This is a genomic window from Luteibacter sp. 22Crub2.1, from assembly GCF_900167995.1.
GTDB lineage: Bacteria > Pseudomonadota > Gammaproteobacteria > Xanthomonadales > Rhodanobacteraceae > Luteibacter > Luteibacter mycovicinus.
Genome location: NZ_FUYT01000005.1, coordinates 1 through 14,687, shown reverse-complemented (window position 1 = coordinate 14,687; position 14,687 = coordinate 1). Strand labels below are relative to the sequence as shown.

Annotated in this window: 12 protein-coding genes; 9 read left to right on the top strand and 3 right to left on the bottom strand. The window is 58.9% G+C overall.

The features are described from left to right. Positions 1–7 precede the first annotated feature (7 nt). The 9 genes from tssB to B5X73_RS05810 all read left to right on the top strand — a co-directional run bounded on the left by tssB (position 8) and on the right by B5X73_RS05810 (position 10,773). Entirely contained in the window at positions 8–508 is a 501-nt protein-coding gene (gene tssB / locus B5X73_RS05850) for a type VI secretion system contractile sheath small subunit (protein ID WP_079520938.1), read from the top strand. Next, positions 505–1,992 (top strand): type VI secretion system contractile sheath large subunit, encoded by a 1,488-nt coding sequence (tssC, locus tag B5X73_RS05845; protein ID WP_079520937.1) that lies wholly within the window; start codon positions 505–507, stop codon positions 1,990–1,992. The genes tssB and tssC overlap by 4 nt, the downstream gene beginning before the upstream one ends. A gap of 35 nt (positions 1,993–2,027) precedes the next feature. Next, the gene (locus tag B5X73_RS05840) at positions 2,028–2,531 is read left to right on the top strand and encodes an Hcp family type VI secretion system effector (RefSeq protein WP_079520936.1); all 504 of its coding nucleotides are present in this window, start codon (positions 2,028–2,030) and stop codon (positions 2,529–2,531) included. Positions 2,532–2,576: 45 nt separating this feature from the next. Further along, positions 2,577–3,098, top strand: a complete 522-nt coding sequence (tssE, locus tag B5X73_RS05835; protein WP_079520935.1) for a type VI secretion system baseplate subunit TssE — start codon at positions 2,577–2,579, stop codon at positions 3,096–3,098. Positions 3,099–3,127: 29 nt separating this feature from the next. Then, the gene (gene tssF / locus B5X73_RS05830; protein WP_079520934.1) at positions 3,128–4,879 is read left to right on the top strand and encodes a type VI secretion system baseplate subunit TssF; all 1,752 of its coding nucleotides are present in this window, start codon (positions 3,128–3,130) and stop codon (positions 4,877–4,879) included. Then, the gene (gene tssG / locus B5X73_RS05825) at positions 4,843–5,916 is read left to right on the top strand and encodes a type VI secretion system baseplate subunit TssG (protein ID WP_079520933.1); all 1,074 of its coding nucleotides are present in this window, start codon (positions 4,843–4,845) and stop codon (positions 5,914–5,916) included. The genes tssF and tssG overlap by 37 nt, the downstream gene beginning before the upstream one ends. A 12-nt stretch (positions 5,917–5,928) precedes the next feature. Then, positions 5,929–8,583, top strand: coding sequence for a type VI secretion system ATPase TssH (gene tssH, locus B5X73_RS05820; protein WP_079520932.1), 2,655 nt, complete (start codon positions 5,929–5,931; stop codon positions 8,581–8,583). Further along, positions 8,576–8,938: a hypothetical protein gene (locus B5X73_RS05815; protein WP_079520931.1), complete on the top strand. Its 363-nt coding sequence runs from the start codon at positions 8,576–8,578 to the stop codon at positions 8,936–8,938. Before tssH ends, B5X73_RS05815 begins: the two co-directional genes overlap by 8 nt. Before the next feature lie 350 nt (positions 8,939–9,288). Continuing rightward, complete coding sequence (locus tag B5X73_RS05810; RefSeq protein WP_176167744.1) at positions 9,289–10,773, top strand: DUF2875 family protein; 1,485 nt, start codon at positions 9,289–9,291, stop codon at positions 10,771–10,773. Between the two features lie 73 nt (positions 10,774–10,846). On the opposite strand, the gene B5X73_RS05805 is transcribed toward B5X73_RS05810, so the two are convergent. The 3 genes from B5X73_RS05805 to B5X73_RS05795 form a co-directional block, all read right to left on the bottom strand. Then, on the bottom strand, positions 10,847–11,386 hold the full coding sequence (locus B5X73_RS05805) for a hypothetical protein (protein ID WP_079520929.1): 540 nt from the start codon (positions 11,384–11,386) through the stop codon (positions 10,847–10,849). Between the two features lie 25 nt (positions 11,387–11,411). Then, positions 11,412–11,741: a hypothetical protein gene (locus B5X73_RS05800; protein WP_079520928.1), complete on the bottom strand. Its 330-nt coding sequence runs from the start codon at positions 11,739–11,741 to the stop codon at positions 11,412–11,414. 979 nt (positions 11,742–12,720) lie between these two features. Continuing rightward, a partial coding sequence (locus tag B5X73_RS05795) for an N-acetylmuramidase family protein (protein ID WP_139382668.1) occupies positions 12,721–14,687 on the bottom strand: 1,967 nt, incomplete at its 5' end.

Sequence of the window (14,687 nt, the reverse complement as noted above, 5' to 3'; positions counted from 1 at the left end):
TCGAGCCATGTCGAAACAAATCAGTTCGCAGAAGAAACTCCAGAAGGTCCGAAAGCCGCGCGTTCACCTCACCTACGAAGTAGAGAGGGGCGACGCCATCGAGGCCAAGGAACTTCCTTTCGTTGTCGGTGTGCTCGGTGATTTCGCCGGGCAGAGCCCTTCCAAAGCTAAACTCAGAGATCGTCAGTTCGTGCAGGTCGATGTCGACAACTTCGACGATGTGATGGCGGGGATGACGCCGTCCGCGAGCTTCACGGTTCCGAACGCGCTTGAGGGTGAAGGCTCCTTCGCCGTGAACCTCAGCTTCAAGGCGATCGATGATTTTCGGCCGGAATCCGTTGTCGGGCAGGTTGAGCCGCTGCGGCGGCTGCTCGAGGCGCGGGGGCGGCTGGCCGATTTGCGCAACAAGATGAACGGAAGTGACCTTCTGGAGGACCTTCTTGTCGATGTGCTTGCGAAGACCCGAAGTGGCGCGGTGTCTGAGGATGGGCTGGAGGTGGGCGCATGAGCGCAGCGGCATCGAGTGCTCCGGTGGTCGGCCACCCGATCGTGCTGGAAGATGACCTGGCTGAGATCATTTCACGGACTCATATCGCGCAGACGTCGGCGGAACGGGAGAGGGCGGCGGACGTGATCGGCGAGCTGGTCCGCGAAGTGATGGATGGCACGATCGTTGTGGCCGACTCCCTGGGGCGGTCCATCGACAGTCGCATTGCGCAGATCGATGAACTCATCTCCGCCCAGCTGAGCGAGGTAATGCACGCCCCAGAGTTCAAGAAACTCGAAGCGAGCTGGAGAGGCCTGCATTACCTATGCACCACCGCTGCGGGAGGCGCTTCGGTGAAGGTCAAGCTGCTCAACGCGAGCACCCAGGAACTGGCCAAGGATTTCCGTGCGGCCGTGGAGTTCGACCAGAGCGCCTTGTTCAAGAAGGTCTATGAAGAGGAGTTCGGTTCTTTCGGCGGGGCGCCGTTCGGCGCGCTCGTGGGTGACTTCGAGTTTGGGCGTCAACCTGAAGACCTCTACCTCCTCGAACAGGTGTCGCATGTGGCTGCGGCGGCACATGCGCCTTTTCTCTCGGCGGCATCACCTTCGATGTTTGGTCTTTCGTCTTACGCTGACCTGAGCAAGCCAAGGGACATGGCTAAGGTTTTCGATACGGTGGAGTACGTCAAATGGCGCTCGCTACGTGCATCGGAGGACGGTCGCTATGTGGGGCTCACGTTGCCGAGATACCTGGGTCGCCTGCCGTATGACCCTCAGGAAGGGCTGCCCACCGAAGGATTCGCGTTCCGCGAGGATGTCGACGGTACCGACCATGAGAAATACCTCTGGTGCAATGCCGCTTATGCGTTTGCCTCCCGTCTGGCATCGGCGTTCGTCGATTACGGATGGTGTGCTGCGATCCGCGGCGTCGAAGGTGGCGGTCTGGTCGAGGATCTTCCGACCCACACCTTCAAGACGGGCGATGGTGAGCTGGCCCTGAAATGTCCGACGGAGGTTTCGATTACCGATCGGCGCGAGAAGGAACTCAGCGATCTGGGCTTCATCTCGCTGGTTCATTGCAAGAACACCGACTACGCCGCGTTTTTCGGTGCTCAGTCGATTCAGAAGGCCGCCCGCTACAACACGGATTCGGCGAATGCCAATGCGATCCTGTCGACGCAGCTGCAGTACATCATGGCCGTGTCCCGCATTGCGCATTACCTCAAGGCGATGATGCGCGACAAGGTCGGTAGCTTTGCCTCGCCCTCCAGCGTCCAGACCTTTCTCAACGACTGGATCAGCCAGTACGTGCTTCTTGACGACAACGCAACGCACGAGGCGAAGTCGAATTTTCCGCTACGCGAAGCGTCGATCCAGGTGTCCGAGGTGGCAGGCAAGCCAGGCGTGTACCGCGCGGTGGCGTTCCTTCGCCCGCATTTTCAGCTCGACGAGCTCTCCGTGTCCCTGCGCCTGGTCACGGAGCTCCCTGCCGCTACAGGCGGCTGACCCCACGTTCCCCAACCCCCGAAAGGAAACTTCCCATGAAGAGTATCTATCTGAAATTGACCGGCCCCGACCTGAAGGGCGAATCGGCCGACAAAGACCACGACCAGTGGATCGAGATCACCGCCTGGAACCACTCGATCACGCAGCCGAAGTCGGGCTCGGCGTCCACTTCGGGCGGCCACACCGCTGAGCGCACCGAGCACGGCGACATGGTGCTGGTGAAGGATCTCGACTCGGCCAGCCCGCTGCTCTATCAGGCGGTGTCCAGTGGTACGACGTTCCAGACGGCGCAGATAGAGTTCTTCCGTGATGCGGGCGACGGCAAGCGCGTCAAGTACCTCGATATCCAGATGAAGAACGTCCTGATTTCCCACATTGCGCCGACGAACGATGGGAAGGCGCTTCCGTCGGAGTCTTTCTGTCTTAAATATGCCGCGATTCAGTGGAAGTACCAGAAGCAGAACATCGATGGCGGGCAGGGTGGCGTCACGCAGGGTGCGTGGAGCCTGACGAAGAATGACAAGACCTTTACGGTCTGATTGGAAAGGAGGTGGGCGGGCTACCGCCCGTCTCATCGAGGGAATATGACAAAGCAGGGAATCAAGGCGGGGCTGATCGACCGCTTGCTGGGTGTTGAAGATCCGTCCGGCGCGTTTCTTCCGGGGCACGTCAGCGAGGCCACCTATGTGGGTATGGCCGCCCGCGATATAGAGCGGTTGCTCAACACCCGGAACGCACGCAAAAACCTCACATCGGTGACGCGGAAAGGCGAGCGAACCGAGGGTGCGGCGGAGCCGGTGAGCGTAATCGACAGCTCGATCGTCATGTACGGGGTGCCCGATTTCTCCGCGCTGAGCCTGTCAAACGGCAATGACAGGCAGCGGCTGACCCAGGAAGTCGCGAAGGCCATAAAAACGCACGACCGGCGCTTCAGTCAGGTCGAGGTGACGCTCCCGGCAGAGGCCAGTGCCGGAGCCTCCCTGCACTTCGCCATTCATGCGCGTTTTCACATGGCCGGTGTCGCATCCGTCGTCGGCTTCGAAGCGTGCTTCGAATCGGCGAGATTGCAGTTCTCAGTAAAGCCGGAGGGCGGTCGTCGGGGATGAGATAACACTCACGCCGACGACAGACATCGATGAATACATTGCTCTCTTACTACGAGCGCGAAATAGCCGCGCTGCGGGAAGGTGCGCGCGAGTTATCCGACCGCTACCCACGGCTCGCCGCTGGGCTTCACATGTTTGATGAAGGTGGCGGCGATCCCGAAGTCAACAACCTGCTTCAGTCGGTTGCATTGCTGACGGCGCGGATCTCCATGCGGCTCGATGATGAATACGCCGGGTTCGCCGAGAAACTTCTCGAGGCCATTTATCCCGTTTACAGGCGACCTTTCCCAGCTTGCGCCGTTGCCCGCCTTACGCCGGGCAGCGCCGCCGAGGAATGGCCGGTGGGCAAAGCCGTGCGCGCCGGGGCGGGTGCCGCGAGTCGGATCTCCTTTACGACGCTGATGGCGGTAAGCACGCGTGATCCGGAGGTCACCGACGCGGCCTTTCATACCGCGGGCACGTTTCACTGCACGAGTGGCGCTTCATATTCAGGCCCTTACGTGGAACTGACCTGGCACGGACATGCGACCGAACGGCTGCGGGTCTTTGTCGACGGCGACCCCTCCGTGGTGGCGTCACTGCGCGATGCCCTTGGGCTGGGCGTGAAAGCATTGCTGATACCCGATCCCTCCCAAGATGGGCGCTACATGGATGGCGGCTCGGTGCGCGCGCTGGGGTTCGACGATGACTTTCGCGTTCTGGACGATCCCGGTACGGCTCACCCGGGCTTGCGCTTGCTCCGCGAGCTCTTCGCGTTTCCGGATAAATTCGGATTTTTCGACCTCGTTCATCCGCAGCAAATGGTAGGGGCGTCTTCGGGTCGGTTGATTGTCGTGCTCGATCCAGGTGTGACCGGCGATGGACATGCGCTCGAAAGGATGGGGTCGGCAAACCTTCTTACGCGCTGCGTAGCGGTTGCCAACATCTATCGAAGGACAGTTGGCCTCCCGGCTAACAGGCACGCTGGAACGTCTTTCGAAATAGACGCACCGGCCCTGGATATCTTGCCTGGCGGGCTCATAGCCGTCGACTCTGTTTTTGCTCAGTCCGCGGGCGACGTCGATGTTCGCCGCGAAATTCCGCACTTCTATGCCCTGCGGAGAGCCGGTGCGGGAGACGTGGGGCCATTTTGGATGGAGGGCGACCGGAATGAACGCACGGGTGCCGAATCGATCATGTTTGTCGACCGGGTGTGTGAGCCTGTCGATCTCGATTACGGTGTTAGCCTCGAACTCCGGTGCTGCGATGGCGATAGGCCATCTCGAATCGCATGCGGTACACCTGAGGCTAAGATCTCCTCCCGGTCGGAAACATCCAGCGCGACCGGGCAATTGATTACACGCCCGACAAGGGCCTCGCGCTTCCAACTGGGAAAACAGGCCACGTGGCGCCTGGTATCGCAGCTGGCATTCACGCAAGTGTCGCTTCTTGAGCCAAGTTGCAGCGTTCTAAAGCAGGTCATCGAACTATACGTTCCACCCACGTCGCGATGGGGCCGGCAAATGGTCAGTGCGCTCGTGTCGGTCCGGCACGAGGCAGTTACCCGCTGGCTTCCCGGAGCCTTCCCGCCGACGCTGGCGAGGGGAACAGAGATCGCGATTTCTATCGACGAGACCTGTCTGGTAGGGCTTGGGCTGCACGCGCTGTTGCGAGTGCTTGACGTCTTTTTCTCGCAATACGCTCAGATGAACAGCTTTACGGAGCTGGCCGTCTTGTCTTCCCACACCGGAAAGGAGTTGCATCGATGCGCCATGCGTACCGGTACCGGCCCGCTGATCTGACGCTTCGGCTGCTCACCACACCGCAGGTCTTCGAGTTTCATCAGGCCATACGTTTGCTCCGTCGCGTTCTGGTCCGCACGAAGGGAGAAGGTGTTCGGGCAAAGATCCGGTTTCGCAACAGTGTGTCGCTCTCGTATCCGGCAGGCGACATCGAGTCCATTCGGATCGTCCGCGACGGCCGAGCGATCGACGGGCACGAAGAGGCGTTGGCAGCACTGACCGACCCAGCCGCCGAAGTCGACGTAGAAGTGACGCCGGCCTTCATGGGGCTGTTCGGGACGTTCGGCGGGCTTCCGCTCGCTTACACCGAGTGGCTGTCCTCGCTAGAAATGGATCGTCAGGGCGGGATGGTGCATCCCTTCATCGACCTGCTCACCCGGCGGGCGATGGAGCAGTACTGCGAGGCGTGGCGCTACCGCCACCCCGTTGTCGCCTATGAAGAGTCGGACGCGAATCCGCTGGCTCGCAGCCTGGCGTCGCTGGCCGGTCAGGTGCTTAGCAGCGACGTAGTACGACATGCCCGGCCCTTGGCGGCTATTCCCGATAATCAGGTGGCCAGCATTTGCGCCGGCCTTCGTCAGACGCCCATGTCGGCACCGTACCTCAGCCGGATCTTGTCCGTTGCGTTGGGCGAGACCATCCGCGTCGAAGACTTCGTCGGCGCGTGGTATGACCTGCCTGGGCCGCTTCGTGCCAGCCTTGGCAACGCCAACATGCGCCTGGGCGCCGACATGATCCTCGGGAGTCGCAGCTGGCGGCGCGACGTTCGCGTGCGCATTCATATCGGACCTCTACGACTTGAGCGCTACCGGGCGTTTCTGCCAAAGGGCGAGGCGGCAGCTTCGCTACGGGTGTGGCTCGCGAATACAGTGGGCAGCGCCTGCGAATTCGAAGTGATTCCCATGCTTCACCGCGACGATGTGCAGGGTATCCGCCTCGGTCCATCGGGCTTTGGCCAGCTTGGTCGCGACGCCTTTTTGTCTTCAGGCCCTGCCCAGGTGCATCGCGGCGATGGCCGGTACATCCTAAAACTATGAAAGGGACTTTCCATGTCTGATCACCTGTCCGAATTGATAAGCTCCATGACTCAGGCCCTGCGCGGTGCGACCGCTCGAGCCGCCAATCTGTGCGTCGCCCACGGGCATCACGAAGTCGATATCGAGCATGTGCTGCTCGCAGCGCTCGACACGCGTGGCTGCGACCTCGACCTGATTCTGGAGCGGCTAGGGAATGTTTCGCCGCTGGTTCGGGCAGATCTGGAAAGTCGCTTACAAGTCTTTCGTAGCGGCAACGCGCGCACGCCGGTATTCGCGGGATTCATCCCGTCGCTCTTTGAGGAGGCCGATGCGGTCGCGAAGCATGAGCTCATGGACCAGCCCATCCGAACGGGCCACCTGCTGCTGGGATTGCTGGGCCGTGGCGACTGGAGACCGATGCTGGCCCGCGTGTCGCCGCATCTAGCGGCATTGGATTTGACCGCGGTGAGGCAGTGTATGGCGTCGCTTGGCATCGGCGCGTCGGAACACCCGGGCGAGGGCGCAGGCGCGGATGCAAGGGATCCAGGTAGCGACACCCGTCCTCTAAACGCGAACGGTCCTGCCTTGGCGTTGGAGCGGTTTACGATCGACCTGACGGAGCGCGCACGGGCAGGGCGGCTGGATCCCGTCGTGGGCCGGGAGAAAGAGACGCTCCAGCTGATCACCATCTTGTGTCGCCGCCGCCAGAACAATCCGATCCTAGTCGGTGAGGCGGGCGTCGGAAAGACCGCCGTCGTGGAGGGCCTCGCATTGGCGATCGCCCGAGGTGCAGTCCCGCCCCTTCTCAAGGAGGCGGAGATCCGGTCACTGGACATGGCGCTGTTACAGGCTGGCGCCAGCGTGAAGGGCGAGTTCGAAAGCCGCTTGCGCGACCTTCTGGCGGAAATTCAGGCCAGTCCGAACCCGGTCATCCTTTTTGTCGACGAGGCGCACACCCTTATCGGCGCCGGAGGCGTTGCTGGTCAAAACGACGCAGCCAACTTGTTGAAGCCCGCCCTTGCGCGTGGCGAGCTCCGCACCATTGCCGCAACCACCTGGGCCGAATACAAACGCCATGTCGAGAAAGACGCAGCCCTGACGCGGCGCTTTCAGCCAGTGAAAGTAGATGAGCCTGACCAGGAAACGGCGGAGGACATGCTTCGTGTTTTGGTTCCAACGCTGGAGGCGCACGCTGGTGTGCGAATCATGGATGATGCGGTGAAGGCAGCGGTCGCACTATCCGCCCGATACATCGCGGACAGGCAGCTGCCGGACAAGGCGATCGCCTTGCTCGATTCGGCGGTCGCACGTGTCATGCTGAGTCGCTGCGATCCGCATCCGGTCGTGACCATGGATGAAGCCTTCCTTACCCGGGCACTGACTCGTGTTGAAGCGTTGGCGCGGGATGAGGGTGACGGTGACCTGGCGCCAGAAAGCATGGACGAGGCGCAGGAACGGGTCGTACAACTTGCCCGAGGTATCGAGGACAGAAGGGCGGCCATCGCTGGCGAGAAGGCGCTGATCGAGCAGATCCAGTCCTCCGATAGCCACGCCCTTGAATATGTCGACGTCGTCGCGTCACGACTCGCGGCAACTCGTCGCCTTGCAGAACTTCAGGGTGACGCTCCCCTCGTGCCACGGGTGGTCGATGCCGGCGTTGTCGCCGCGGTACTGTCCGACTGGACGGGCATCCCGGCCGGAAAGATGACGCAGTCAGAGACTTCCGTGCTTAATCACCTCGAAGCTCGCCTGGCCGAGCGCGTGCTCGGTCAGGAAGACGCGCTTTCTCAGGTGGCGAATCGCGTGCGCGTGGCGCGTTCCGGCCTCTGCGATCCGGACGGTCCGCAGGGGGTGTTCCTGTTTGTCGGTCCGTCGGGAGTCGGCAAGACCGAAACCGCGCTCGCTCTCGCCGAAGTGCTGCACGGCAGCGAGCGGAAGCTGATCGCCGTGAACATGAGCGAGTACCAGGAGGCACATTCCGTCTCCAGTCTGAAAGGGGCACCCGCGGGGTATGTCGGTTATGGAGAGGGTGGCACGCTGACCGAAGCGATTCGTCGGCAGCCGTATAGCGTCCTACTGCTGGACGAGGTCGAGAAAGCCCATCCCGATGTGCTCGAACTCTTCTATCAGGTGTTCGACCGAGGCTACATGGCCGATGCTGAGGGACGCGAGATCGACTTCCGGCAGACGACAATCGTATTGACGAGCAATGTGGGCTCCAGGGCCGCGATGCAAGCTTGCTTCCAGGCGGAAGAGGGAGGGTGGCCGACATCGGGCGCGCTCCTCGAGGTCATGCTTCCGTTCCTCTACAAAGCGTTTAACGCGGCCTTTCTGGGCAGGTTGACCGCTGTTCCTTATTTTCCCCTGACCGACGACGCTTTCGAAGCCATCATCCGTGGACGGATCGATAAGCTGGGAGATCGCTTGAAACAGCGAGCCGGGCAGGACCTCGTCTACGACCAGTCGGTCGTGGACTGGGTGATGTCGCAATGCCGGGAGATCGATGCGGGGGCGCGTGATGCCATACGGGTGGTTGACGGAAAGGTTGCGGGGACGATCGCACGCGTCGTTATGGGGCGGGACGAGAAAGGTGTGCCCGGGGCAGCGCTGAAACTGACGGTTAACGGTGACGACTTCCTGTGCTGCGAACTGGGAGAGACGCGTGCTATGGAGGTGCAGTGTGTCTAAGCAAGTCCTTCGTACCGCTTTGGAAGGCATCTTGAATCCCGGGGCGAAGGTGACTCAGGCAGCTCGAACGATGGGCAGCATAGGGCTGTGTTTGACGATCGTATGGGGCGTCGTCGTTTTCGTCTTGCGTTGGATGACGGCCCACATCGAATGGGATGCTGCCTATATGGGTTGGACTAACCTTCCAATAAAGGGCAGCGTGGCCAGCATGATCGTGAGCATTGCGGCGTTTGTTATCGGCCTCATTCTGCGTTCTGAGAGCGCTGGCACAAATGGTAGAAAGGCCACCTTGGGTCTGCCTGTTTCTGACGATCTAGTCGAGAGGCAGAGAGAACGACTGGGTACGTGGCATTGAGCGGCTATTGTCGCCGTACTACGACTTTTCCCATGACCTCGTCGGTCTCCGATTGATGAATTCGGGCGAGACTCCCGCGCCGTGTTGCTCGGTCAGAAAGGCCCAGATCCCCACACACTCGTGCTAAGGGCATACATCGGCATCACCTTGACACCGAAGCCGGCGAATCGCCGGGCATTAGGCAGAGAAAGATTCTGAAAAACTGACATTTCTTTGCTAAGACCGCGCACTTCATGCCGCAGGTCATTTCCTGCGCGTGCGTATGCCGCGCTCAGAAGCATCAACTCACGAAGGAGCGCCAATGAAGGATTACTGCCCGTTCGAATCAAGTTTCGACCATGAGGTGGCGAATGGATAAGCTGCGCCGCACCAGCCCCCTTTGGACATGGAAGTCCCCCAGCAAGCCTGTCGTCGACTCCGCATTTTCTCATACCATGCTGGTATGTTTTCTCACCATTGCGTGGTGCGCTGTCATCGCATTGCTTCATTGGGCAGCACCCCACTTCGAATGGTTGACCTTTAGATCATGGCGCACGTTGGCGTTTAAAGGCGAGCTGGTGATGCTGCTCGTTGCTATCGGAAGTTTTGCGACAAAACTGGTGATGATGTCCGAAGAGGAGAAACGGCACGAGCGCCTTACCGCCGTTGAGCATGGAACGAGCAAGCTGGAGATCAGGTGTATCCATGTCATTGTCGGACCACGCTCGCAGGTCGATGCGTGGAACGCCGTTCGCCATGGTAAGGAAGGCTGGCAGAACAAGATCGCAGGAGGCCGCAGCGGGAGGTCCTATAAGGGCGCCAAAGCCTACCCGGCCGACGCCATCGCTGAGCTTTTCGATGCGATCGTACCGGCGCTTCCTGGTGCCTGGCCCATTCCTTTGCTGGTATGGCCCCCATCCGATAGCGATCGCTTAGCGTTCGATCCCCTCGACGCGTTTACCGACTCCATTCGCCACGGCTTCTTCTTTGTCGAAGAACACCCTGCCGAAAAGCGAAAGAGCGAGCATCTCGCCGACACCATCTTTTCCATGTTCGACGACAACCCCGCCCTACCCATACTAGTGGTCATGGCAGCGGACGGGAAGAACTTCCGTGTAGGCGCCGATAGCGGCGTAACGTCGAATGCCAGCCTGATGGTGCTTGTACACCGGGAGCGCATCGAAACGTTGGTCAAGCCGTTCCTTATCGAAGACATCCCCGGGAGAGCAACGCCACCCAACGCGCAGCGAGACCTGATCCGCATTTACCGAGACCAAGTCGCAAGCGATCCGCACCATGGAAGAAGTAAGTACTGGATGGACATGGAATGTTGGCGCGTCCACGCGCAAGCATTCATAAAGAATCATCCCACCCCCGGGTACTCGTCGGCAGGCATTCACCTGCCTTCACCATGGATGAGGGCGTGGTTCAACCAATTCGATAAAGTGCCATCTGTGGCAACGCTTCATCGCCCGGTATCAGTCTCCCACAGGGCGGTTGACCTTTCGAAAGACCGCGCGGACGCGCTGTCCTCCGCCTGGAAAGCAGTACTCACGAACCATCCGGACACACCGGCTCCTCAACGAGCCGTTTTGGGTGAAGCAGCCGACGAACGCTTTCAAGACGCACTGCGCGAACTTCTCACCTTGAGCAATGCCGAGCACAAGCGGTATCTGGCTCAGTTGTCGAACGTCCAGGAAATCACCGGCAGCCTTGGCAGCAGCGCAGATCCAACAACGATGGCGTTAGCGGTAGCGGCATCACGACAAGCCGGTGATGTCTCGGCCCTTGTCTCCATCGCGGATGGCTCGGTCAGCGTGGCATTGATTGAACCGGCGGGTTCTTCTCAAACATAACGCGTAGAAGCGATCCCTCGTTGCAACGAGCAACGAGGGGTCTGGACCACTTTCGCCATACCTCTACGAAAGATCAATGCTGCGCTGACGCTGGCGCTTTCATGGGATAGCCAGCCTTCTCATTGTCCTCGTCGTCACAGCCCGGCTTCATGTCGACATCGCACCGAACGCTTCTTTGATCAGTCAGGCCGTTGTCGACAATGTCGTCAGCGCAGCGCAACTGAAGGCCGTATCCTTCGCGTGGCTCCATGCCAACCACGCGCAAGAGATACGAGGGCTCTCCTACGCCTTCGTACCAATCGCGAATTAAGCTGTATTTCGATCCATCGTTGACAAATCCGAACTCGAAGAAGATCGCTTGCATATCGGCCAACATCGCATAGTAGAAATCGCTCTTCTTGTTATTTTTCGCATGATGCGTGATCTCCGGCTGGCCCGGCGACCCGTACCTAAACGTTGTGTAATCATCGTTGTTCGCAGACGATCTACTGATAGAAACCGTCTTCCTGCTTTTGAACCGACACGAAAACACGAGAGACTCGTCGCTCGCGAAGACACTGGCATCCGGGTTCGAACTTGTATTTGCGGCGAGCAAGGCGAACGCAATTGCCATAGATATCATGTCTTCGCCTATACTCTCAAAGTAGATATCGGTGATATTCGTTCTTTTCAAACGAGCATCCGACCACCTTATTCGAATCGCACGGAACGTCGGTGACTGCGTTGAAATTCGTGTCGTTGAACTCCCCGTCACACGGGATATCGTGTAGTGAATCGGAACCCTTGGCGTGCACACGAACGCCACGAGCCGTCGTACCGCTCTGCATGTCAGTCTGGCGATACACCGTGTAGTCGTATCCCAAGCGTGAGAAGCCTACTTCAAATATGCCGGTCAGGCGGCCATGCAGCACTCCATAGTTGAACGAGCTGTCCTTTCCTACGATGTCCGTATGTTGCAGTTCGGTCAACCGACGCGACCGAAACGATAGGTCAGGCTCCCGCGGTCTGCGGACCTGCAGATCGAAATGAATTTTGTGGTACCTACTGCGCAGGAGAAATGAAGCGATTCGCCTGGCTTGCACAGGTCACCTGAGAATGCCGGAACGCTCGGAGTAAGGCATCCTGTCACGGCAAGCCTAATAGCGCGACTTCTTTTTGCAATCATGACCTTCCTTGATTTTTGCTATATGCGAATGGTCCATTTTTTTGTTCTTGAATGCCCGAATACCATGACCTCATCTTTTTTGTTGACGGACGATGCCTAGGGCCCGCAGATCGAATACCCGACCACGCATCGACGTAGTCTTGTCCACCGTTGACTGCAATCGATGCGACGAGCGACAAAGATGTGACTGTCATGTCAACTTTGAGATTAATTAGATTATCATTCATCATTTATCGCAAATCCGGCACTCCGCGCCGATTTATAGTCGGCGCGCCGCTAGTTATTACCTCCGATCAGCGTAGTTACAGCCTACGACTGCTCGCGGGTCGCACGAACCGTTGGTTTCGTCGCTAAGTCCATTGTCGACGATGTCGCTAACGCACCGAAGGTCCAAATGCCTGCCGTTCTCGTTTTCGACCTCGTCAACAAGCAGGTGATATGAGAGCGACTCTCCGTCGCCCCACTTTCGCACCAGTAAATATTGATACCCTCCATTTTTGAAGCCTATTTCGAAATAGGATGCGAAGCGCTGTCGCAAACCAGCATAGAAGAACGGGCCGGTCTTCGACGCATCACCAGCGAACTCAAGCTCAATCTGCGAAGGCTTTCCATATCGATAGACGAGAAAATTACCTTCTGCGATAGCTCGCGTACAAAGTGAAACCATCTTCCTATTCTGTAGCCTGCACGAAAAGATTTCCGATTCGTCGTTGACGCATGAGTTACTGGCCGCACGTGCCTCACCCACAGTCAAGGTCGCCGCCACAAGAATGACTAGCGATCTAGTCATTTTCTTTGATCGCACCATATGCCCTTGACATCCGAACATCGTAATCATCATATTGCGGCCCGTTGTAATTTTTGGCAATTGCCGTCCAATCCTTCTGGCGAATCGCAGTAAGAAGCCGAGGATTTTTTTTCATAAAAGACACTAGCGCCTTCAAATGATTTGACTCGCTTTCGCTCAACGCACGGACGAAAGCGTCCACTGACGAGTGTCCGCAGGCCTCATAATTAAACCCCATGATCTGAAAGGCTCCCCAGGAGGCAGACATTAGTGCTTCATGAGGAGAGATCGCGTAAGCCTTAAGAAGGCGCTCGTACTGCTTTACACTGTCTCCGTAAAGTATCTTTTTTGGTGTCTCACGCTCACCATGTACCAGCTTTCGCACGTAATGAGCCGAATCACTAATCTCTTGGTGTGTGAGGTCATAGGCACCGCCAGTTCGGCGGTGAAAGATATGCCGCTCGTAGAGTATGGTCGGCACGATATCGTCGCCTTCGTCCAAGATTTCCCCAGGGCGAAAAAATGGTCCAGGGTAGCCAGTTTCAACCTTGGCAATAGCTTTAATAACTTCGGCTTCGCATTGGAGATCGTTCGCAGCTTCAACAAAGTCTTCTTCGGAAAGCTCGTGACCCGAAAAAATTTCTAGGAATGGCAAATCCACCTTTTGACCGGCTATCGTCATCCTTGGGAAACGCTGAGCAGGGACACGGAAGTTATCAACCCACCCAAACGGATGTATGTGGTGCACCTTCGCGTCCGAGGGAAACCCTGCCAGCTTCCCCGCCACCTCATTCCACCAACCACTCTTCTCCTGCCGCTCCATGTCCACATGCCAGTCGGCGTTCATATACGGATTCAACTGCGTCCATCGATCGATATTGCTGCTCCAGTGACTCTCGAAGCGTACGATCTGACGGCTGACGCGATGAGCGATCCACGGACGTTGCTGAGCCTCGCCAATATCGGACGACACGACACTCCCTCGGCGAGTACCGACGAGGCCGATGATGTGCTCCAGGTTCGTAATGAAGTAACTGGCGCCCAGTTCGGTCGTAACCGCTTCAAAGGCATCCCTGTGCTCGTCGCGCACGTCGCCCATCAGACAGACGCTCCGCTGAAGTGCCGCCATCGGTTCGAACATGGTCGCGTCGGAAAGATGAAACGCAGGCCACGCATGCGGACTCTCCCAGCGCGTCCCCGGGTGATCCTTTGAACACACCCAGCCAAGCAGACATTCGTTTCCGTCGTCGCCTATTGCAATCTGCCACCAATGCGTCCCATCGATGTCGACGAAACGTCGTGAAGCCTCCAGGTCGTTCAGCTGCCCACGGTTGAGTGAAAGCTCAAAGTCCGCGACGAGGTCGGCATCTTCCGTTCGCAGCGGCGGTGCATCCCACAGCGGGATGTTGGCATCGGGGGGCTGGTCCCTATAGGCCCAGCGCGGCGCGCTATCGCCGTCGGGTATCAGGATCTCGCGCTGCGTGTACAGCGCCTTGTTTGTCCGATTCAGTCGGCTGTAGTGGGCGCTGTCGATGCACGGCGTGCCGTCCCCTTTCGCATAGTCCCGGGCAATCGCGCCTCGCGGAAGGGTCGAGTGCACCGGCACCCGCTCGATGCGGTGGATGGAGCCGTAAACGAAGCTCCCCGTCGTCGATACGCCGGCCGGGGGAACCAGGACATAACCCGGGGTAAGCGTCATCTCGGCAGCTCGCGGACCCCGACACAGCTTCGCACCCTTTTCGACAATCAACATGGGCTTCTCGGCTTCGGGAAGCGCCGCCACTCGCCGTCGTGCTTCAGCCAGATAATCAGGGAATTCCGCACCGGCAAAGACCTCGATCGCCACACGCGCTTTCAGGCGAGGCACCCCGCCCTGCGGTTCGGCCTGATGCTTGCCCGGATTTTCTCCGAGAAACCCCAGTAGATCACCCGCCTTGACCGGGCAAGGCGGGTCGAGGACGA